Origin of the sequence: Dyella sp. (genome assembly GCF_036746095.1) — a bacterium.
GTDB lineage: Bacteria > Pseudomonadota > Gammaproteobacteria > Xanthomonadales > Rhodanobacteraceae > Dyella_B.
On record NZ_DAIOEU010000036.1, the window covers coordinates 1 to 21774 of the forward strand.

19 protein-coding genes and 2 tRNA genes are annotated in these 21774 nt (G+C 61.5%); 12 read left to right on the top strand and 9 right to left on the bottom strand.

The window, feature by feature from the left end; all coding sequences use genetic code 11:
• On the bottom strand, positions 1–331 hold a 331-nt coding region (locus tag V7M64_RS14450), incomplete at its 3' end, for an aldehyde dehydrogenase family protein (RefSeq protein ID WP_333679997.1).
• A gap of 174 nt (positions 332–505) precedes the next feature.
• Here V7M64_RS14450 and V7M64_RS14455 point away from each other — a divergent pair.
• A tRNA-Arg gene (locus V7M64_RS14455) sits at positions 506–582 on the top strand.
• Positions 583–655: 73 nt separating this feature from the next.
• Here the strand turns inward: V7M64_RS14455 and V7M64_RS14460 are convergent.
• Entirely contained in the window at positions 656–850 is a 195-nt protein-coding gene (locus tag V7M64_RS14460) for a hypothetical protein (RefSeq protein WP_333679998.1), read from the bottom strand.
• Between the two features lie 69 nt (positions 851–919).
• Between V7M64_RS14460 and V7M64_RS14465 the strand changes: the two genes are divergently transcribed.
• Positions 920–1258 (top strand): hypothetical protein, encoded by a 339-nt coding sequence (locus V7M64_RS14465; RefSeq protein WP_333679999.1) that lies wholly within the window; start codon positions 920–922, stop codon positions 1256–1258.
• Positions 1259–1389: 131 nt separating this feature from the next.
• Here the strand turns inward: V7M64_RS14465 and V7M64_RS14470 are convergent, their stop codons facing one another.
• Both V7M64_RS14470 and V7M64_RS14475 read right to left on the bottom strand, forming a co-directional pair.
• A complete protein-coding gene (locus tag V7M64_RS14470; RefSeq protein WP_333680000.1) occupies positions 1390–2415 on the bottom strand; it encodes a LacI family DNA-binding transcriptional regulator in 1026 nt (341 codons plus the stop codon).
• Between the two features lie 164 nt (positions 2416–2579).
• Entirely contained in the window at positions 2580–5006 is a 2427-nt protein-coding gene (locus V7M64_RS14475) for a TonB-dependent receptor (RefSeq protein WP_333680001.1), read from the bottom strand.
• Positions 5007–5200: 194 nt separating this feature from the next.
• Between V7M64_RS14475 and V7M64_RS14480 the strand changes: the two genes are divergently transcribed.
• On the top strand, positions 5201–6787 hold the full coding sequence (locus tag V7M64_RS14480) for a tryptophan halogenase family protein (protein ID WP_333680002.1): 1587 nt from the start codon (positions 5201–5203) through the stop codon (positions 6785–6787).
• A 125-nt stretch (positions 6788–6912) separates the two neighbouring features.
• On the opposite strand, the gene V7M64_RS14485 is transcribed toward V7M64_RS14480, so the two are convergent.
• Together V7M64_RS14485 and V7M64_RS14490 are read right to left on the bottom strand one after the other, a co-directional pair.
• Positions 6913–9453 (bottom strand): exo 1,3/1,4-beta-D-glucan glucohydrolase, encoded by a 2541-nt coding sequence (locus V7M64_RS14485; protein ID WP_333680003.1) that lies wholly within the window; start codon positions 9451–9453, stop codon positions 6913–6915.
• A gap of 197 nt (positions 9454–9650) precedes the next feature.
• A complete protein-coding gene (locus tag V7M64_RS14490) occupies positions 9651–10235 on the bottom strand; it encodes a glycine zipper 2TM domain-containing protein (RefSeq protein ID WP_333680004.1) in 585 nt (194 codons plus the stop codon).
• Positions 10236–10543: 308 nt separating this feature from the next.
• Between V7M64_RS14490 and V7M64_RS14495 the strand changes: the two genes are divergently transcribed.
• The 3 genes from V7M64_RS14495 (at position 10544) to V7M64_RS14505 (ending at position 12876) form a co-directional block, all read left to right on the top strand.
• Complete coding sequence (locus tag V7M64_RS14495) at positions 10544–10945, top strand: hypothetical protein (RefSeq protein ID WP_333680005.1); 402 nt, start codon at positions 10544–10546, stop codon at positions 10943–10945.
• Positions 10946–11031: 86 nt separating this feature from the next.
• The gene (locus V7M64_RS14500; RefSeq protein WP_333680006.1) at positions 11032–11856 is read left to right on the top strand and encodes an AraC family transcriptional regulator; all 825 of its coding nucleotides are present in this window, start codon (positions 11032–11034) and stop codon (positions 11854–11856) included.
• Between the two features lie 48 nt (positions 11857–11904).
• Positions 11905–12876 (top strand): DMT family transporter, encoded by a 972-nt coding sequence (locus tag V7M64_RS14505; RefSeq protein WP_333680007.1) that lies wholly within the window; start codon positions 11905–11907, stop codon positions 12874–12876.
• Between the two features lie 215 nt (positions 12877–13091).
• On the opposite strand, the gene V7M64_RS14510 is transcribed toward V7M64_RS14505, so the two are convergent.
• Positions 13092–14081, bottom strand: coding sequence for an alpha/beta hydrolase (locus tag V7M64_RS14510; protein WP_333680008.1), 990 nt, complete (start codon positions 14079–14081; stop codon positions 13092–13094).
• 207 nt (positions 14082–14288) lie between these two features.
• The gene (locus V7M64_RS14515) at positions 14289–14573 is read right to left on the bottom strand and encodes a hypothetical protein (protein WP_333680010.1); all 285 of its coding nucleotides are present in this window, start codon (positions 14571–14573) and stop codon (positions 14289–14291) included.
• Positions 14574–15826: 1253 nt separating this feature from the next.
• On the opposite strand from V7M64_RS14515, the gene V7M64_RS14520 reads away from it, so the two are divergent.
• Entirely contained in the window at positions 15827–16582 is a 756-nt protein-coding gene (locus tag V7M64_RS14520) for a DUF5343 domain-containing protein (RefSeq protein ID WP_333680011.1), read from the top strand.
• Positions 16583–17047: 465 nt separating this feature from the next.
• Positions 17048–17326, top strand: coding sequence for a hypothetical protein (locus V7M64_RS14525; protein WP_333680012.1), 279 nt, complete (start codon positions 17048–17050; stop codon positions 17324–17326).
• Between the two features lie 40 nt (positions 17327–17366).
• Here V7M64_RS14525 and V7M64_RS14530 read toward each other — a convergent pair.
• Positions 17367–17442, bottom strand: a tRNA-Thr gene (locus V7M64_RS14530).
• 146 nt (positions 17443–17588) lie between these two features.
• Between V7M64_RS14530 and pilV the strand changes: the two genes are divergently transcribed.
• The 4 genes from pilV to V7M64_RS14550 form a co-directional block, all read left to right on the top strand.
• A complete protein-coding gene (gene pilV / locus V7M64_RS14535) occupies positions 17589–18101 on the top strand; it encodes a type IV pilus modification protein PilV (protein ID WP_333680013.1) in 513 nt (170 codons plus the stop codon).
• Positions 18098–19447, top strand: coding sequence for a PilW family protein (locus tag V7M64_RS14540; protein ID WP_333680014.1), 1350 nt, complete (start codon positions 18098–18100; stop codon positions 19445–19447). The genes pilV and V7M64_RS14540 overlap by 4 nt, the downstream gene beginning before the upstream one ends.
• 14 nt (positions 19448–19461) lie before the next feature.
• Positions 19462–20079: a PilX N-terminal domain-containing pilus assembly protein gene (locus tag V7M64_RS14545; protein ID WP_333680015.1), complete on the top strand. Its 618-nt coding sequence runs from the start codon at positions 19462–19464 to the stop codon at positions 20077–20079.
• Positions 20060–21774 (top strand): PilC/PilY family type IV pilus protein (locus tag V7M64_RS14550; protein WP_333680016.1); only part of this gene is annotated, 1715 nt, incomplete at its 3' end. The genes V7M64_RS14545 and V7M64_RS14550, both read left to right, overlap by 20 nt.

Sequence of the window (21774 nt, forward strand, 5' to 3'; positions counted from 1 at the left end):
CTTCGGGCTTGATCTTGCCCATCTCCAGCGCGACCAGCGAACCCAGCGCGTCCTTATGCTTGCGCAGCGCTTCGCCGCACAGCCGCACGGCTTCGCCACGCTGCGGGGCGGGGGTGGTACGCCATGTCTTGAACGCCGCCTGCGCGCGCGTGACGATGATCTCGTAGTCGGCGGCGCTGGAGGCATGGACGGTGCCGATCACCTCGTTGGTGGCCGGATTCAGCGGCTGCAGCGTGCCGGCATTGGTGGTCTTGGACCACTCGCCGTTGCCGAGGTACGTACCCGACTGGTCGCCGGTAAGACCGAGCGCCGTGAGGATTGCGTGGGACATGCGGACTCCTGAGACGTGGCGTCAGAGCGCCTGGATATGAGGGAAACGCCTATTCTATCAGGCGGGCTGACGCCGGCCGAGCCGGAAGGGCACTGGCTTGCTCGCCACGGTGGTGCATCGCCTATACTTCGGGTCCCGCGCATGCTGGTTTGCAGCATGCGCCATGGCCCTTCAGCCCTCGTAGCTCAGTTGGATAGAGCGTCCCCCTCCTAAGGGGAAGGTCGCACGTTCGAATCGTGTCGGGGGCACCATTCTTTTATCGCTCGTTGGTGCACAAGGCTCGCCAGCCTGCATGGCGAATCGTGATGCGATGCGCCAACCGCCTTACGCGAAACCTTCTTCGCGACGCAACATAATGGCCAGCTGAATCAATCCCGCGCGCGCCAGCGCGGTTGTCAACGTGGGCCATGGCCACTCGTTCTTGGCGCCTGCGAGGGCAAGGGGCACGCGATGGCGCAGGACGCTGCAGGAGACACCATCGGCAGTATTCAAAATGATGATCCCGCTCAACGCATGCATGCGCCTTGCCGGGGACGGCAAGGCTCCAATTCCAACGAACGTCCGCTAAAACATCCCAAGGAATTTGCCATGAATGCAAAGTCGAAACTCATCATGTTCGGGCTGGTCATCGGTGCAGCGATGGCGTCTGGTACGGTGTTCGCGCAAACCGATGTTCCCAACCATCCGCGCGTCAACGAAGTGAACAATCGCCTGGAAAACCAGCAGGATCGCATCAACAACGGCTTGAAGAACGGCACCATGACGCAGAAGCAGGCTGCACGCGACGAAAAGCACGATGCCAACATGGCACGCCGCGAATCCGCCGACGAAGCCAGGCACAACGGCCACCTGACCAAGCAGGAACAGCGCAATTTGAATCGTGCCGAAAATCACAACAGCAAGCATATTTACAAGCAGAAGCATTGATTGGCTGCGTGATTCCAAATCTTGCGTATACCCACGGTCGTCATTCCCGCGAAAGCGGGAATCCATTTGCTCTGATGCATCCTTAAAATGGATTCCCGCTTTCGCGGGAATGACGGCCGCGGACGTTACGGCTACGTCTTGGCCTTCGGCGGCGCGCCGGTCGACTCGCGCAATTGCAACGAATAGGGCACTTGCACCAGCAAGCCTGCGCCTTTGCCACGCAACAACTCCATCAACTGCAGCGCCGCGAGCTTGCCCATCTCGCGCGCAGGCTGGCGCACCGTCGTCAGCGGGGGCCATAGCTGGCTCGCCAGCGGCGTGTCGTCAAACCCGCAGACCGACACATCGCGCGGTACTTTCATGCCGCGCTCGTTCGCGGCCCACATGACGCCGGCCGCCATGTCGTCGTTGGCGGCGAAGATCGCGGTAGGTGGTTCCGGTAACGCCAGCAGCTTGCGCGCAGCGGCCACGCCGGAGCCGAACATGAATTCGCCTTCCACCACGTAGTCCTGATCGTAGGGGATGCCCGCGGCCGAGAGCGCCGCCTTGTAGCCGGCATGTCGCCAACGGGTTGCGCCATGATTGGCGATGCCCAGCACGTGTGCGATGCGGTGGTGGCCCAGTTCGATCAGATGGGTGACGAGGGCCTGCGCAGCATGCTCATCATCCATGCATACGCCGATGGTGCTGCTCCGATTTACCGGCGACACGCTGGCATAGGGCACCTCGCGCTCGCGCAAGCGGCGCAGTAGCGGCGGGTGATCGGTCAAGGGCGGGGTCAGCACCACGCCGTCTACATGATGATCGGAAATCAGCGCATCGACACGGCGAATGAAATCGGGGCCGCGCATCCTTAGCGGGCAGACCATCATGCTATAGCGATTCGCGTCGCAGGCGTCGAGTACGCCGTCCTGGATCTCGGCCAGATAGGTGGAGGCCGGGTTGTCGTTGTTGTCGTACAGCATGGCGACCAGGAACGAGCGGCTGCCAGCCAAGCCGCGCGCCGAAGGGCTGGGTCGATAATTCATCGACTCCATGGCCGCGAGCACGCGCTTGCGCGTATCTTCTTTGACGTACGCTTCCTCGTTGAGGACGCGCGACACCGTCTTGGGCGATACACCCGCCGCGCGTGCGACATCTTCCAGGCGTACCCGCATGCATGCTCCTGACATCACCGTATTGCGCAGTGACTATGCCGTGCGAGCCCGTTTGTTTACAAGCGTTGTGACCGTGACAGGCCTTCAGCACGCAAGAACTTGAAGAAAGAGGGCGCCTCCGGGGAGGGCAGGCGCCACGCCGAGCAGGCGGGAGTGTTTCCTGCTCAGAACCACACTCCCAGTTCGACGCCGTACGTACGCGGCGGCAAGTACTGGGAAACGTAGACGAAACCGCCATTGGCGGTGGTGAAGCGCGAGGCGTTCGTGCGGATCCTGTCGTTGCTGACGTTCTGCACGTACGCATTCACCCACCAGCGGTCTTGCGGCTCCGTATAGCGCAGTGAAAGATCGGTGCGCACATACGCTTTCTGCTGATCGCCCGAACCCAGGTTGAAGGGGCTCAGCCACTGCATGCTCTGGTATTGGCTGCTTAGGCGCGGCGTCAGGCGGCCGTCGTTGGACAGATGGAAATCGTGCTCGTAAATGACCGTCAGCGAGGCATCCGGCGCATGCGGCAAGGTATTGCCGCTGATGTTCATGCAGCTGGCCAGATTCGACTGCGGCGGACAGGCCGGCAAGCCTTGATAATCGTTGCTGCCTGCGTACAGCAGGGTGCCCAGTTTTTTCTCCGGGATGGCTGAAAACACCACGTTGGCGCGATCGTCATGTCCCTGCAACGCCAGCTCCGATTCGAAGCCGGCCACCTTGGTGCTGCCTTGCACGTTGTTAAAGCCCAAGCCGTGGTTGCCGTCCGGATAGGTAATGGGCGCCGAGAGCTGGAAGTTCTTGAAATCCTCGTAATACGCGGCGTTGTTCCAGGTCATGTGGCCATCGAGGAAGGTAAACTTCGCGCCGATTTCATAGTTGGTCAGTGATTCAGGCTGATAAAGCGTGCCGCCGTCCTGCGTACCGCCGGACTTGTAGCCGGTGGCCACGCTGACGTAAGCCATGGCGTTGGGGTTGAAGACATAATCGGCGCGCGCCAGCCAGGTGACCTTGGTCTTGTGGTACCGGCCATCGTTGTGCTGGGAAATGCTGAAGCCCACATCCTGCGGCTGTGAACTCGGCGAGATCGGTACCTGCGGCACGGTGGGGTCGTATGCCCAACCCCAGTTGATGCCGCCTTCGTTCCTGCGGGTGTCGTCGGAGAAGCGCGCGCCGGCGGTGAGGTTGAATGCATCCGTGACGTGCCACACTGCCTGGCCGAACACCGCTTCCGATTGCACGGTTTCTTTCGGCTGGATGAAGGAGCCCTGCCAGTTCACCGTGCCCTGCTGCGTGCCATTCATGATCGGAATGTCGAAGCGGATATTGTTGTCTTCCGCGGCGTAGTAAAGGCCGAGAATCCAGTCAACGGTATGCTGGCCGGTCGATTTCAAATCGAGTTCATGGCTGTAGCTGGAATAGTTGGAATAATTGGTGCGGTCGTTCTGATAAACGCCGCCGGTGGTGAAGCTGGTGGGCAGAATGGCGCCGTCGTCCTGCTGGAACTGGCTGGAACCGGAGAAGCGGTTGTAGCCGGCGATGTAGGTAAGCGCCATGTCCTCGTTGATCTGCCAATCCATGCGGCTGCGCACCGTCTTCGACGTGCGGTGCAGATAGGGCGGTATGTCGATCAACGCAGACCAGAAATCCTGGCCCGCACGCGGATTCTGCATCAGGTTGATGTCCGGCGTGCCGCGATCGAGAAAATACTCGTACGACAGGTTCCACTTGAACGCATCGGTCGGCTGCCACAACGCGCTGATGCGCGCCGCCGACTGGTTCTGCGCGTTGTATTTGTCGCCGCCCTGCGTATACAGCGCTTGGTTGATCGGCTGGAACGTGGCCAGCGTGCCGCCGCTGGCAAGATAGGCCTGCTGCTGCTGCGCCACACTGGGCAGTTCGCTGCCGGGGTTCTGGTAGTTCACGTAACCATCGTGCTGCTCATGCGCCACGGCCACGCGCATCGCAAACGTGTTGCTGATCGGCAGATTGACCGCCGCCTTTTCGCCGGTCTGGCTGTAACTGCCCAGCGACATCTGCGCATTGCCGTAAAAGCCGCCGTTGATATCGGGCTTGACGGTTTCAAAGTCGACCGCACCCGCGGTGGAGTTGCGGCCCCACAACGTGCCTTGCGGGCCACGCAGCACCTGCACGCTGTCGATGTCCAGCAGCAGGCTGGTGGCCGATTCGGCGCGTGGTGCATACACGCCATCGATGAACAATGCCACTTCCGGATCGGCGTATTCGGTCTTGGCGCTGTCATTGCCGATGCCGCGCATGGTGAGCGTGGTCACGCCATGGTCGCCCTCGCTGGTGGCCTGCAGGCCGGGTACCAGCTTGGTGATGTCCTGGACGGTCTGTACGTGTTCCTTGTCGAGTGCGTCGGCCGTGATCGCCGTAACGGCCACCGGGGTTTTCTGTAGCGGGGTTTCGCGTTTGGTAGCAGTGACCTGGATGGTTTCCAGGTTCTTTACTTTCTGTTTGGACGGTCCGCCGTCCTTGTTGGTCGTGGCCGGCGATGTCGCGTCCTGTCCCGCAGCAAGAACGGGGGCCGAGGCAAGCACGGCGGCAAGCGCGACGTACATGGCCGAGTGGTGAAGCGTCATTTCATCCCCTCCAAAAAAAATGAATTTCGCGTTGTCAGGTGGGCCTGCCTTTTTTCCCAGTCCGCCCGGCTGGCCCCATGGGGTACGACAGTGCTGTACGATATGACAGCGCTGTCATACACGGATAGTAGGCGGCTTTCGGTGCAGAAGCTTGACGCATAGCAACATGACGCACGCCCGGGGAGGGCAAAGACATGGCACGTTTGCAGAGCATCTTGGTGGTAGGTGGTGGGGCGGCGGGCTGGCTGGTGGCCTGCTACCTGGCTAAACATCTGAACGCGGCGGCGCCCGGCAGCATCCGCGTGGAGCTGGTGGAATCGCCCGGTATCGGCCTGCTTGGGGTGGGAGAGGCGACGTTTCCTTCGATCCGCGGCACCCTGGCTGCGATCGGTTTGGACGAAGGCGAGTTGCTGGCAGGGGCCAATGCGACCTTCAAGCAGGGCATTCGCTACGACCATTGGGTACGGCCGCCCGGCAGCGAGGGACGAGCCAGTTTTTTTCATCCCTTCAGCCTGCCCAGCCAGCGTCCGGGTGCTCCGGAACTGCTGCCTTACTGGCTGCTTGGGGGTGCGCCGCAAGGCATGCAACTGGCCGAGGCGGTCACCATGCAATACCACCTGGTTGCGCAGGGACACGGGCCCAAGCGCGCCAGCGATCCGGATTTCCAGGGCCCGATGAATTACGCCTATCACTTCGATGCGGCGCGCGTGGCAATGGTGCTGGCCAAGCATGGCCAGCGGCTGGGCGTGAAGCGTCATGAAGCCACGGTGGAACGCGTCGAGCTGGATGCGCGCGGTGCCATCGCAAGCCTGGTAACGAAGGAGCTGGGCGAGCTGAGTGCAGATCTCTACGTGGATTGCACCGGCTTGCGCAGCCGGCTGATCGGCAACGCCATGGCGTCTCCGTTCCGCAGCCGCACCGATGTGCTGTTTGTGGACCGTGCGGTGGCGATGCAGGTGCCATATCCGCGTCCCGATACGCCGATTGCGTGCTACACCATCGCTACCGCGCAGGAAGCCGGTTGGACTTGGGATATCGGCCTGCAACAGCGGCGTGGTGTTGGGTACGTGTATTCGTCACGCCACTCCGACGCAACGCGGGCGGAAGAAGTGATACGCCAGCATCTGGGCAGTGCGGCCGAGGGGCTGGAACCGCTGCATATCAAGTTTGAAACCGGGTATCGACCCGAACATTGGCGCGGCAATTGCGTGGGCATCGGTTTGGCGGGCGGCTTTGTCGAGCCGTTGGAATCAACCGGCATCGCCCTGGTTGAACTCGGTACGTATTTGCTCACGCACCTGCTGCCGTTGGACTTGGACGACATGGAGCGTGCGGCGAAGCACTTCAATACGATGATCTGCGCGCGCTATGAGCGCGTGCTGGATTTCATCAAGATGCATTACTGCCTTACGCAGCGTACGGATAACCCGTTCTGGGTCGACAATACCGATCCGGCAAGCATCCCTGAAACCCTGCGCGATCGCCTGAAAGCGTGGCGCTATCGGCCGCCGCATCGCCTCGATTTCGTGACCGACCTGGAAATGTTCATGCCGTCGAGTTGGCAATACGTGCTTTACGGTTTGGAGTTCCGTACGGATCTGGATGCGATGCGCAGCAGTTTCCCGCGCATGGACGAAGCGCGGCGCGAATTTGCCGCGATCCAGCAGGTTTCGGCACATGCGATGAGGGATCTGCCGAAACACCGCGAACTGGTGGAGCAGATGTGCAGCGCATATTTGCAGCGTAGCGGGGCCGTGCGCGAGATACCCGAGCGCGCGTAAACCCGCCTTACGCTTGCATGGGTTGGGGTGAGCGTGACGCGCACCCCGACGTCGCGTGATCCATGCGTGCCCATGTTGGGGTTCGGCTGCGCCTCACCCCAACTTACGGTGAAGGGGCAGGCACCTCAGGGCGTTGCGCACGCCACGCTTCGATCTGCATTCGACGACAGCGTCACCGAGGCAATCGAAATCGCCGTGCCCGGCGCGCTGTGCAGCACGAACGGTCGATCGACGTGGCTCATGTCGGCACCGTTCTTCTGCAGGCATTTCAACGGCACGCCAAAGCGAACCCACTGGCCCTTCTGCAAGGAAGCCAGCGCTGCCTGCACCGGTACCTCCGCGTGGCAGTTCACGCCGCAGGCGACACCGATCGTGGCATTGCCCTTGCCCAGCTCATCGACGCGCAGCGTTGCCACCAGCTGCATGTCACCGTTGGACTGGCGCGCGATGTCCTGCGCGTGGTCGGCGATGATCGCGAACTGCGCGTCATGCTTGCCCATCCACGCAAAGCGCCGCGCATCTTCCTGCACGTGATAATCCACCGACGTCGCGCGCAGGTCGCCCTGTGGGCTGCTGGCGGGCATGGCGGTGACCGGTTTGGTATCGCCGCCTGCGTCCGCAAGTACCAGCGAGTAGCCTTTCGCAGGCTTGCCGCGCATCACGTACACGCCGCTCTGCGCGTTATCCAGGCGGATGCCGGGATCTTCGGAAAGCTTTGGCAAATCGCCGTTATCGGCATAACGCAAGCCATAACCATATGGGAACAGCGGGTTCGGATCGGCCTGGTTCGTCTGTGCCGCATTACGCGGCCATGCATAAGAAAGTTTGCCGTGGAAGTCGTACTGGATGCTGCCATCGGGCTTGCGCAACAGCACGTCGGCAATGCCGCCGCCTTCCGAGCCCGGCAGCCATGCGGCCACGAAAGCGTCGGATGCATTGATTTCCGGATTCACCCATAACACGCGGCCGGACAGGAACACCGCCACCACCGGTATGCCCTGCGCATGCAGGTGCTTGAGCAATTGCAGATCGCTGTCATCGCCCGGCTTGTAGGCGAGGTTGGGCATGTCACCCTGGAATTCCGCGTACGGATCTTCGCCGAACACGACGATGGCAACGTCCGGCTTCTGTGTGAACGATCCATCCACCGATAGCGTCGCCTTGCCGCCAGCTGCTTGTACCTGTTCGCGAATGCCGCTCCAGATCGATTGCGCATGCGGGAAGTTCGCATTGGTCACGCCGGTGCCCTGCCAGGTGAGAGTCCAGCCGCCGCTTTGCTTGGGAATATTGTCCGCACCGTCGCCAGCCACCAGGATGTGCTTGCGTGGATCCAGGGGCAGCAAGCGATGCTCGTTCTTCAATAACACCAGCGACTCGCGTACCGCCTGGCGTGCCAGTGCGCGATGGTCCGCGCCGCCCAGCAGGTCGAACTTGCCCTCGAGCGGTTGCGCGGCAGGTTCGCCATCGAGCAGGCCAAGCCGCAGTTTTACCCGCAGCACGCGCGTAACGGCATCGTCCAGGCGCGCCATCGAAATCACGCCGCTGCGCACTTCCTGCAGCATGTGTTGATAAAGGCTGCGCCAACTGTCCGGCGCCATATACATATCGAGCCCGGCATCAATGGCGGCAGGGCAATCATCGTTGCTGCAACCGGGCACCTGGCCGTGCGAATTCCAGTCACCGACGACGAAGCCGTCGAAATGCATGCGATCTTTCAGCACATCGGTAAGCAGCCCCTTGTTGGCGCTCATTTTCACGCCGTTCCAACTGGAGAATGACGCCATCACCGTCTGCACGCCGGCATCGATCGCGGGTGGGTAGCCTGCGCCGTGGATATCGCGCAAAGCCGCTTCGCTGATTTGCGCATCGCCCTGGTCGACGCCGTTGTGCGTGCCCCCATCGCCGAGGAAATGCTTCGCGCTGGCGATCACGTGATCGGCGTTGAGAAAATCCGGCGTGCCGGGTTTGCCTTGCAAGCCTTCCACGGCTGCGGGCGCGTACTCCGCCACCAGCTTGGGATTGGATGAAAAGCCTTCGTAACTGCGCCCCCAGCGTACGTCCTGCGGGACGGCCAACGTCGGCGCGAACGCCCAGTTAAGGCCGATCACGCGGACTTCCTCCGCGGTGGCCGCGCCGATCTTGCGAATCAGGTCGGGATCGTGCGCGGCACCGAGCCCCACGTTGTGCGGAAAAATCGTCGCGCCCACGACACCGTTGTTGCCATGTACCGCGTCGATGCCAAACAACAAGGGGATGGCAGGGTGTCCTTTCGGCACGTCGATGGCGGCCCGTTCATAGGCTTTTGCCAAGGCAAGCCACTGCGGTCCATCGGCAACGCGTGCGCCGCCGGGCTTCGAATTTCCGCCGGCCAGCATGGAACCGAGGTGATAGTTGCGCACGTCTTCCGGCGTGGCACTGCCGATGTCTGCCTGGATGAGCTGCCCGACCTTTTCCTCGGTGTTCATCGATGCCAGCAAGGCCTGGATGCGCCGCTCACCCTGTGGATCGGGCGGCAGCGGCGAGTGCGCCGTGGGCCAGGTTTGCGGGTGTACGACGGTGCCGCCGGCTTGTTCCTGCGCCAGAACGAAAGCGGGCAGGGCGACGGCGAGCATGGACAGGCATAGAAAGCCCAGACGGAACGAACAGACGCCTCGCGTGTGATGCATGCGCAATCCTCGGTCGGTGGGCCGGCGGGGCGGACCCGTGGAAGTGGCGGTCATGTTCTTGGGATATGACAGCGCTGTCAATTATCCAGACAGGCCGGCGGAATGGCGGGTGATGACAGGGGAAGACCGGAGCCAATAAAAAAGGTGGCGATCCATGGATCGCCACCTTCCAGGTACAGCTGCGAGGTATCTGCTGCTCAGCGAGCGTCGGACACCGACGTTACGCCTTCCTGCACCTGCACGCGGTTGCCCGGATCATGATCCATGCGTGTGGTACGGGTGACACCGTTGTAGACGTACTGCACGTCGTAACCGACGACGCGGTCGCTGGAATCGGTCACCGTCTTGCACTCGTGCTCGGTGGTAGAGGTCACCTGGCTTTGATGGTGGGCGTTTTCGATGCGGTTACCGGCGTAGCCGCCTGCTGCCGCACCTGCCACCGTCGCCAACGTGTTGCCCTTGCCATGGCCGACCATGTGGCCCAGCAAACCACCAGCCACGGCACCGATCGCGGTACCGGCGATGTTGTGCTGGTCTTTCGGCGGCTCGGTGTGATTGACCACCACATCCTGGCAAACCTGATGGGGGGTATTCACGTGCTGGTGCACCGGCGTCACGCTGACCACCTGTGCGTACTGCGGGCCTGCTGCCTGCGCAGCCTGCTGTTGCTGGGAAGCATCCAGCGCCGGGTCCGCGTTGGCCTGGTGGCTGCAACCGGTCAGGCCGGCGGCAGTGGCCACGGCAACCGCTGCGCAAAGAGTCTTGATTGCGAACTTGCTCATACTTGAATCCCCCAATCGGTTACTAAATCGAACACTGCGTTCACCCCTGCTTTCCATGGCGCTCATTGAATGGCGACAAGGCTGAATGATACCCGCATAAGTGGTTAGCCAATGCTAAATGGGATGCGGTTCAACCCACTTTTCTGCGCGAAATGCGAGCACCTGTCATGAGAGGCAACACAAGCGCACATGATGCCGTGTGATGCAGAGCAGAGTTCGGAACCATGTCGCATAAGCGGGAAGAAAACCTTCAGTGCTTATTAAGCGCGTCGAGCAGAGGATCGCAGCCGACACCAACGGAGGTCGTCATGAGCAAGCACGTAGCAGTCAGTCGTATGTTGATGGGTTTGGCCGTTGCAGCTGCGTTGGTTACGCCGCTGGCTGCGTCAGCGCACGATCACGATGGGTGGGGTCATCGAGGCGACTGGGGTCGTGGCGGCTGGCATGATCGCGGCTATGACCGCGGCTGGCATGACCACGATTGGCACCGCGGCGGTGGTTATTGGAGCGGCGGCCGGTGGATTGCGGGTGCAGTCGTGGCAGGCGCCGTGGCTGGCCTGGTGGAAAACGCCGTCGCGCCTGCGCCGGCTTATTACGCACCAGCCCCGACCGTGGTCTATCGACCTGCCACCGTGGTGTATGAAGCTCCGCCCCCGCCACCGGTCGTTACCCGCACTGTGGTTTACACCACGCGTTACTACGGGGAATGACACCATCAGGCGTCAACAGAAGTTGCTTGAAAAGCCCGGCAAAAGCCGGGCTTTTCGTTATTGGCGCGGCCTGCCATCATCCGCTCATGCAAGGCGTTCCCCTCTCCTTCGACAACTCCGCGGACACCGCCGAATTCCGTTGCCCGGCGCATCGTCCGGGCGTCGAGTTGTACCGTGCGCATATCGTGCGGCATGCCTTCGAGCCACATGTGCATGAAAGTTTCGGGCTGGGTGCGATCGAATCCGGCGTGGAACGCTTTCGGTATCGCGGGGCCGAGCACCTGGCGCCGCCCGACTCGTTGATATTGATGAACCCGGACGAATTGCATACCGGCTGCGCCGAGACGGATGGTGGTTGGCGCTATCGGATGGTCTACATCGACCAAGCGGCGGTAGCGGAGATTGTCGGTGAATCCGGTTGGTGGTTCGGCGATGCGGTGCATGCCGATGCAGCGGCTGCGCGGCATATCATGGCGTTGCTCGATGCGCTATGGCAAGTGCGCGAACCGCTCGCCTTCGACAGCCTGCTGTTTGGGCTTTTAAAAGAATTCCGCCGCCATGCACGCGTGCCGCGTGTGGCGCATGCCGAAGCGCTTTCGCGCTTTGAGCCGGTGATCGACTACTTGCGTGCGCATCTGGCCGAGCGTGTCACGCTGAATCAGCTTGCCATCGTGGCAGGCTTGAGTCCGTTTCATTTTCTACGCCAGTTCCAGGCACGCCATCACGCCACGCCGCAGCAGATGCTGATGGCTTTCCGCCTCTCCGCGGCCAAGCGTCTGCTTGCCACGGGCACCGCGCCGGCGCAGGTCGCCGCCGCCACCGGCTTGGCTGATCAAGCGCACCTTACCCGGGCCTTCGCTCGCCGCTATGGCACCACGCCGGCACGTTACCAGCGCGCGCTACAGCAATAGCAATCTCGTACAAGACGGCCGCAAGCCATTGCGCCGATGCTATGCGCCATGTGGACAGGAACGCTTTACGCACTCTTCGCCGGCCTGATGTGGGGACTGGTTTTCGTCGGCCCACTGCTGGTGCCGGAATACCCGGCCGCACTGCAATCGGTCGGCCGCTATCTTGCCTTTGGCGTGATCGCCCTCCCGCTGGCGTGGCTGGACCGCGCCGCGTTGCGCCAACTGACCCGTGCTGACTGGCTGGAAGCGTTGAAGCTCGCCATGGTCGGCAACCTGCTTTATTACGTGTGCCTGGCGGCGGCGATCCAGCGCGCCGGCGCACCGCTTCCCACGATGATCATCGGTACGTTGCCAGTGGTGATCGCCATGGCCGCCAACCTGCGCAATGCGCGCCGCGACGGCCGCTTGCCATGGGGGCGCCTGGCGCCGTCATTGCTGCTGATCGCCGCGGGCATCGCTTGTGTCAATCAAGCGGAGTTGTCCGGATTGAAAGCCCAAAGTCACGCCGAGCTCTTGCGCTACGCCATTGGCGCCTTGCTCGCCTGCGTTTCCGTGGCGTGCTGGACGTGGTATCCGCTGCGCAACGCCGACTGGCTCCGCCACCATCCCGGACGCAACCCACGCACCTGGGCGACGGCGCAAGGCATCGCCACCTTGCCCTTGGCGCTCGTCGGTTATGCGTTGCTGTGGTTGGGCATGCATGCCAGTGGCAGTCACTTTCCGATGCCATTGGGTCCGCGTCCGGTTGCATTCATAACCTTGATGGCGGCCATCGGCCTGTTCGCTTCATGGATAGGCACGACGTGCTGGAACGAAGCAAGCCAGCGATTGCCCACCGCCATTGCCGGACAGCTGATCGTGTTCGAAACGCTCGCGGCTCTGAGTTATGCGTTTGCGCTGCGGGGAAAACTGCCCGGTGTGCAAACTTTATTCGGCATAGTGCTGCTTGTGGCGGGCGTGGTGTGGGCGGCGCGAGTGAAGCCGGTCCCGGTGGAGTATGTGGAGGCGGAGCGGTTGTGAGTTCGCCTTGTAGCGCAAGTCATCTCGTGGGTTGGAGGAGGCATAGCTCAACCTCAGCATGGGATGTAAGCAGCGGAGTGTTCGGGTTCGCGTTCGCTCACCCCAGCCTGCGCCCCTTGTTGGTATACGTGTGGTCGAGGTCGCGGAGAACAAAAACGCCTGCTGGGTGCGCCGCGAGACACTAGCTGATGCAGACGTTCCGAGAGGTTTCTCGCTTAAAGATTTTTGCTCCGAAGCCAGGCGTGGATAGCTTCGATGTGCTCTGCCTTACATTCCAGCGGCAACCAGTGTCCGGCCGGCATCGTTGTCACCATCAGGTCTGCGCACGCCGCGCGCATCGGGTCGCCTTGGCTATTTCCGGTGATGCTGCAAATCTGATCGAATTCGCCGTTGACGAACAGCACCGGTTGCGAGAGTCGACCGCCGTCGGGCGCTCTGCGTGCGTAAGCGATGTTGGCCTCATCGTTCAGATACCACGCGCAGGCGGGACGGAAGCCACGAATCTTGAACTTCTGCACTAGCGCGTCGAAGTCCGCCCGCGGCCAAAGAGCCAGGTCAGGTTGAGCCGGTGGCGCACGATGGGCGGCACCGAAGCGCCCTCCGTTGCGCGTCACCACCGCGTTCGGCGAAATCTTGCCGATGCCATCAGGGTTACCCGAGCGAAAAATCGACGCCAGCGATGCTGCGTGGTCCGCATCGAGGTCGGCTATCGCCGCGTTGAAATGGGTCGTGTAGTAGCGGTAGTAGTCCCATTGGCCGTCGGGATACAGGTCGGCCGGATAAATCGCCCGGTCGATTAGTGGAACGACTGTACGCAGGGCATGCCCCTGGGGTTGATATGCCAGTGAGGTCAGCACGGCGCCCCGACTGCGCTCGGGCTCGTGCGCAGACAACTCGGCGGCCACGACACTGCCCCAGTCGTGCCCAACCCATATCGCAGGTTTGCCACCAAGTTGGTCATGGAGTTCGGTCATATCCGTCACAACTGCCTTGATGGTGTAAGCGTCGTTGGCTTCAGGCGCAAAAGAATCCCCATAGCCGCGCAGATCCGGCGCGACGCAGTGCCAACCCTCGGCGGCAAAGGCATTCATATGGGCTCGCCACATCAAACTGATGCTCGGCCAGCCATGAAGGAAGATCATCAATTGTCCGTTGGCCGGCCCGATCTCCAGATAATGAGTCTGCTGGCGAGTCGTGCTGAACATGCGCGATACCAGGGTGGGGCGAGTTGTGTCTGTCATGATCGAATACTCAGGTTGAACTCAGAGATTTGCGAAAGGGTGGATGGCACGCCGTTCGCAGGACTACTTCCAGTCGATCATCAGCGCGGCACCCACCAGGGCGATGCCGCCAGAAATTAGCGTCACGAGCGTCAACGACTCATGCAACTGCAGCGCGGAGAGAAACAGCGATCACAGGCGCCGCATAATGGAACGTATTGGCGAGCGTCGTCGAAACCTGAGCGTTGAAAACACGTCGTAGCCGATCAGCGTGCTCGCTACGACGAGCAACGCGAGCGCGGCCGATGCCGACGGTGGGGTACTTGCGAGACGCGTCGTGGCGGCGATCGAGCCGAGCACTGCTCCGGCTGAGGTCAGTTGCGTCGCCAGGCTGATCAAAGCATCGCGAGCCGCGCCAGTCGCGGCGCAAAGCAGCGAGCCGGTCGCCCAGGATGCGGTTCCAGCAAGCGCGAGCACGGCGCCCGCCTTGCCGCAGCCGTGCCACGCTTGGGCCCGCGCCGTCAGCGATCGAGCATCTGCACATTGCGAGCTGAGCATGGGGTCGGAAGCGACGGTACCGATGGGGCTTCAAAGGGGCGGGTGACATCTTGCCGGCTTGCTTTGGTAAGTCATTCCTCTGCGATGACGGCAAAGCAGTATGCGGCGTGTGCCAACAGCTTTTTCTGCCTTGCGATGCGCGCCAGGGTCGATGCCGGCCCGTATGCTTGCGCGCGGTGTCGCGTCGCTTTCGTGCATCGGCAAGACCGGTTTCCGGGTAGGTGCCTACGCTCAAGGTCTTGCGCTTGCTGTCGTAGCGGTAGCGGCAATCGAGGTGACACCACTTGAAGCCGTTCGTGTCGACTAGCAGGTACAGTCCGCCGCTATCGGCAGAGCCTCTGCGGCTTATCGGTGGGCCTGCTGGCTGGGGCCTTGCGAATGCCGGTATCGGAAAGCGCCATGACGGCAAGCCCTCGTGGCGTTAAGCCAAACCTGTGGATGGTCAGGCGCCAACTGATGGCAACGACGCCTGCGGTTGCGTAAAGAACGGCTGCATTTTCGGGAAGTTGTGTCACAAGTACGCATTCGATTTCCTGGATTCGGAGCGGCGAAGGGATGTCTGGCCGTCCATTCCGATTTGTTCAGAGGTTCCTTAGGTGGGCCATGGTTTATCAGTTCCCTTTGAGGGGCTAACGAACGCACCTACCGCTGGCAGTACGTCGCGTCCGGGCGGATCGTCTCCCGGACCAAGGCCGAAATGCGCGAGGAATACGGCCTACGGCCCGATTCGCTGGCGGGCTCGTGGCCGGGCGCATCCAAACCTCCCGGGGCTGGCGGCTCCCCGTCACAGTCCCTGCTGGGGCGAGAGTCCACGCTGGATATTCCCGTAGCGCAAATCAGTTGCAGAGAACCTAGCAGAGCGCACAATGGCCCACATACAGGCCCGCACTACACGTTTTATAACGAAACCACCGCTTCCGTAGAAAGGATCAATAGCCAGGACTTTTCTAGAGTGTTTTTCCCGACATGATTTCAGGCTCATCATTTGAGACAAAACAATGCAATAGCCTGTGTATAAGTCTATGCTTTCTTTATGAATCAAATATTTGAATGGAAAAAATTACAAAAATTTTCAGCATGAGTTGGTCTATGCCGAATTTTTCTGATGTGTTGAACATGGCTTCAGGAGGGTGTACGCTGCGCGAAAATCTACCGCACCTGCGGAGGCGTTCGTGAACGACAAGGCAATCAAGCCCCCCTATACCTCTTACAAGAGCTTCGAGACGCTCATCGCGGAGCTTCGTTCCCATGACGTCCTCCCTGATGTAATCGACCGCAGCCTTGGTCTGCTCCGGAAGCGGTCGGGATCGGAGCAGGCGGCTCTCATTGCCACGTTGAAGTGGTTCAAGCTCATCGATAACGATGGCGCGCGCACCAAGCTGCTCGATGAGTATCTCGCCGCTGATGAAGCGCAGTCGAATACGATGCTCAAAGCGATGATCGAGAAAAGCTACTCGGCGTTGACGAACGGCACCTTCAATCTGAAGTCGGCGACGACTCAGCAGATGACGGACAAGTTCCGCGAGTACGAAGTCTCCGGCTCGACGCTCGGAAAGTGCATCAGCTTCTTTTTGGCGGCTTCACGGGACGCGGGGATTCAGGTCAGTCCTCACGTTAAGGCACCGACTGTCGCACCGACGACAAAGCGGAAGACCAAACCTAACCTTGCGACGCCGATCACCCCTGCTGCGCCGGAACAAACCCAACACGACAGGAAGCACCCGGCGAAAACTCACGATGACTCGATGATCAGCATCCCCATCCCTATCGCAGGGAAGGACGGCGCAATCATCTTGCCCAAAGGCATGACTGACAGGCAGTGGATCTCCGTCGTCAAGATGATCGAGTTCATCATCAACAATTACAGGGAAACGATGGCCGATGAGGAGGCCGAGGCCGCTGAAGCGGCGAAGGATGAATCGTCATGAGGAGAGAACATGGCCGCCCTCTGATTACCGCCGCGGGTGGCCCAGACAAAGCAACGCCCCAACTCAAGTTCCCCGTCGCGAAACAGGCTTGAGTTGAGGCGCTAGGTAGGCAAACGCTGGTGCGGTTGGTTCGGAGTTGGAAACACCCCGGCAAGGGTGCCTACAACGATGTTCCGAACCTCCGTACCGGCATTACGGCACGGCAGTTGAGGGCGTCCCTCTGCCGATTCCGCGGCCTAAACAACGCAGGGAGTATAGCCCCCTGGGACCCGGAATTACGATATCGCCCTCACAAATCCGGCTTGCAGGAAGACATATGTCCCACGCCAAGACGGTGCATGTGCGCGCGTATATCCGGGTCCGTAAGGGCTGTCTGGAGTACATCTGCACAGCACCCGGAGGCGCCCGTCGTAGCGCCCTCCCGTCCCTCTTGGGCGAGGACACCTACAGGCCATCGGAGGTGATATGAACACTTCGGAGGACGAGAAGGCCGTGGCGCGGTGGATGCTCGATCAGTACCGGCGGCAAAATCGCTTGGTGCAATCGTCCGCTGCACGCGGCATACGCATGACCTTCGGCGAACACCACGTGTACAAGAACCGCCAGCGAAACTGGGGAATCAACAAGGGCATCCTTGAGGAATTCCGGAAGCTGACGCCTGACGACGTGGTTTGGAGCCGGAGTTCGCAGATGTGGCGGCAACGCCGTGAGTCTGATCCGCCTGACAAGCGGATGGTCCAGTAACAGAAAGGCCGCCCTTCGTGGCGGCCTTTCTGTTACAGCGTGGTGCCGGAAATAGGAATCGAACCTACGACCTACGCATTACGAATGCGCCGCTCTACCAACTGAGCTATTCCGGCGGAGCCGCCTAGTTTAAGGGGGGCTCTTGCGGCCTGCAAGCTCTGTCGCGTTGGTGGGATTCGGACCGCAATGTGGGGCGGTGGCCGACTGACGCGGATGTGGTTGTGCGGCCACAGTGTGCGGAGGTTCATAGGGAAGGGTGCCGATGCCGCTGTCGTCGTGTCCACGAGGCGTCACACTGATTGAAGTACTGGTGGCCATGCTGGTGTTCAGCCTCGGGCTGATCGGGGCGGCCGGCTTGATGGCGATGGCGGCGCGCGCCAATCAGTCAGCGTACCTGCGCACGCAGGTGAGCTTTCTCGCGCAGAACATGGCCGAACGCATGCACGCGAACCTGATCGGCGTGTGGAACGGCGATTACGACGGTAGCTATCCGGACGCCAGTGCGCAGGATTGCGACAAGGGCTGCACGCCAAGCCAACTGGCGCGACATGATCGGCAGAGCTGGAGCAGCCAGCTCAAGACGTTTCTGCCGCCAGGCCCGGAAGCCACGGTTCGATGCGACCAAGACGGCGTGCTGCACGCGCCGTCTCGCGAACAAATCGCCTTGAGGCCGCCTTACGGCGGTATCTGCTCGATGACGATCCGCTGGGCCGAGCGACACTCCGTCGACGCCAAGGCTTTACGGCAAACCTTCACCTGGACGTTCCAGCCGTGAACCGCTGCCGGGGGCTCTCCCTGATCGAGCTGATGATCGCGATGGCGTTGGGCCTGCTGGTGAGCCTGGGCATCGTGGCGGTATTTACCTCCACCTCGAACAGTCGCCAGGGCCAGGAGCAGCTGGCGCGCTTGCAGGAAGAAGGCCGCTTTGCCATCACGCAGATCAGGAACGACCTTGCCATGGCGGGCGCACAGTATTGCAACGGTACCGGCGGCACAGCACACGCGAGCGTCGCGGGCCCATATCTGGATGGGCCACGTCTGCCTACCGTCTATGCCAGTGATCCGAACGCACTTATGGGCGCACTGAGCGACGTGAGCACTGGCTGGGGCGGCGCGTACCCGTCGGAGCCACGCGGTCCTTATTCCCTGCCTTCGTTTCTGATGATGCGCGGCTACGACTGCACGGTGAGTAGTTGCACGCCGGTCGAACCGAGCAACAAGCGCAACCCTGCTGGTTTCAGCATCCCGGCAATGGGCAAAGGTGTGGACAGCCGCGTGATCGGCGCGTCGGTGCTCACAGTGCGCTATCTCAATGCGGCGGGCGGCTGGGCAATCGTGCCGCAGGGGAGTGCCGCCGGCAGCAAGCTGACCAGCCATGCGGATGGCTCGCTGACCATCCAGTTGAATCCGTTGCCAGGCGAGCCGAAAACGAGCGATGTGAAGAAGGATTCGTCGCTGGTGATGCTGGCTGATTGCTCCAGCGCGCAGATCTTCGCCGTCACCGGTATGGGCGGCACTACACTCACGTCCACCGGTGCGAACTTCGCGCAGCCGCATGTTTTTCAGAACATGGCAGCGCCGAAGTTGTTCAGCGTCAGCCGTGACATGCGGACCGTGACCTATTACCTGCGCGTGAAGGACAACGGCGACGGCATGGGCCATACGACCGGTGCCTTGATGCGGCGAGTCAATGGCGGCGATGCCTCGCAAAGCGGCGGTAGCGGCGAGGAAATCGCGCGCGGCGTGGAACGCCTGGATTTCAAGTATGGCGTGCAGCAATCCGATGGCACGCTGCGCTATTACAGCGCCGAACAGGTCGATAACAGCACACGTGCCGATTGTCCTTCGGTACCGGTGGCTATTCCAGGCAGCAGCGACCGTGGTTGCCTGTGGGGGGCGGTCAGCTTGATTGAAGTCGATTTGCTGATGTCCGGGCAGAATCCGCTCTACTCACTGACGCCGGATGAGTTGGCCTACAGCTATGCGGCGGATGGGATATTCACGCCCGCGGCGCCGACGGCCGATGATCGCAAGGTCACGCCATTGCAGCAGGGATTTCCCTTGCCCGTGTTGCGACGGGAGTTCACGGCGGTCGTTGCCGTGCGCAATGCCAATCCGTAGTGAGGTTGCAGGGAATGCGAAGAAGATCGAGTCATGTCAATACGCACAACGGTTTTGCGCTGCTCATGGCCCTGGTCTTCCTCGTGCTGCTAAGCATGCTGGCCATCGCAGCCTCGCAACATTCGCTGCTGCAGGAACGCATGGCCGGCAGTTTTCGCAATGCCCAGCAAGCACGCATGAGCGCGGAAACGGCACTTCGCGGCGCGGAATATAAACTGTGGTGGTTGGCGGGCCAGGCGGGCGGGCGCCTGCATTGCCAGGAAGCCACCATTACGCACGATGATGGTTGTGTGATCTATCGCGCCGATAGCGCGCCTTACGCCGCGAACGGTGCCGTAACCCGATTCCAATCTGCAACACGTTGGATCGACGGTATTGGCGTTCCCTACGTGATGCCCAAGGGCGACGGCTACACGCCCGCCTTGGCGAAGACCCCCGTCTACATCATCGAGGACCTCGGTAGCGAGCGTCCGCCAGGTGTGGGCGGATTACACGAATCCGGCAATACCGGGCCGAACAACGGCGGCCAGATCGACGTGCATGTCTATCGCATCACCGCACGCGCGACAGGAGGCAGCATCAACGTGATGGCCGTGGTGCAGAGTACCTTCAATGCGCCGCTGCATCCTTGAGCACGTTGGCAAACCGTTGGCATGGGCCTGCGCCCTGCTGATCGCCACGTTGCAGGCGACGGAGGCCGGTCTTCCCGGCACGGTGGAATTGAGCCCGCTGCCGCTGGATCGCTCGCGCGCCTCGCCCGGCTTGGCAACACTTGCCTTGAGCAACACCGTGTTGACGGATGGCACGCTCGCTTTTCTTGGTGGCTACGATCCCGTCGATTGGTCCGGCGTACTGAAAGCCGCCACGTTGAATGCGGACGGCGCCGCGACGGGCACCGTGTGGGATGCCGGATCGCTGCTCAGCCAGCCCTTGGTTACACCACCTGCCGGCCGCACCATGCTCACCGCAAATCGGCGGCAAGACGGCACGCTCGCCGGCATGGCGTTCGAACCCGCAGCGCCCTTTGACGAAAGCGAAAAGCGCGGCTTGATGGCACCGTCACCGGAAAGCCCGGCTGATACGTTGGAAGCGCGCGTCGATTATTTGCGTGGCGTCCGTTCACTGGAACGCGATGACAGCCTGCGTCCGCGTCGCAGCGTGCTGGGTGCGATCATGCATTCGCAAGCGGTGTATGTGGCCAATCCCACCGGCAATTATGTCGACACGTGGCCAAAGGCCAGCAATGCACCGGAAATGTCCGTGAATGCGCAAAGCTACGCGCAGTTTGTGGAGAAGCACGCAGATCGTCCGCCTATGCTCTACGTCGCCGCCAACGACGGCATGCTGCATGCGTTCCATGCCCCCGTTCCAGCATGCAAGGAACAGGACCAGCAGGGCCTTTGCACCAGCCATGAAAGCACACCCGATGCAGGCAGGGAACGCTGGGCCTATGTGCCGCGCGCGGCATACGGCAATCTTGGCAACCTCACGCATGCACGGGATTTTCAATTCCAGCCGACCGTGGATGCCACACCGGTTACGCGCGACGTGTTCTTCAGCGAGCAAGGCCGGCACGAATGGCACAGCCTGCTGATTGGCGGATTGGGGCTTGGCGGTCGTGGCTTCTACGCGCTGGACATTACCGACCCGATGGCAATCAGCGAAAGATTCCCTGAGCGCACCGTGCTATGGGAGTTCGATGCCAGCATGCCTGGCGGCGAAACGGAAACTGGCGCTACTTACAATCCCGCGGACCTCGGCTACACCTACGGGCAGCCGGCCGTCGCGCGGCTGGCAAACGGCCGCTGGGCCGTGCTGGTGCCAAACGGCTACTTTGCCGATTGCAGCAAGCCGGACAAGCCAGCCCGATGCGACGAAGCAACAGGCACGCCGCCCAGCTACAGCGCGCTGTTTGTGCTGGATGCGCAAACCGGCGCCGTGATGGCCGAACTCAAGACGCCATCCATCAGCGGCGTGAGCAGCTACGGCTTGAGCACGCCGGTGCTCGGCGATTACGACAACGACCAGGTCGATGATGTCGCTTTTGCCGGCGACCTTGCCGGCAATCTGTGGCGTTTCGATCTGGCTGCATCGAATCCATCAGCGTGGAAGGTGGGCTTGGCATACCGGCCAGCGCAACAAGGGCCACAGCCGATTACGGCCATGCCGCGCCTTTTTCCAGATCCCATCACCAACCGGTTCATGGTCGTCTTCGGCACCGGCAAATACCTCGGCGATGGCGACAAAAGCGATACCACGACGCAGGCGATCTACGGCATACGCGATCGGATCGATAGCCAAGGCAACGTGACGACCGTGCTGCGCGA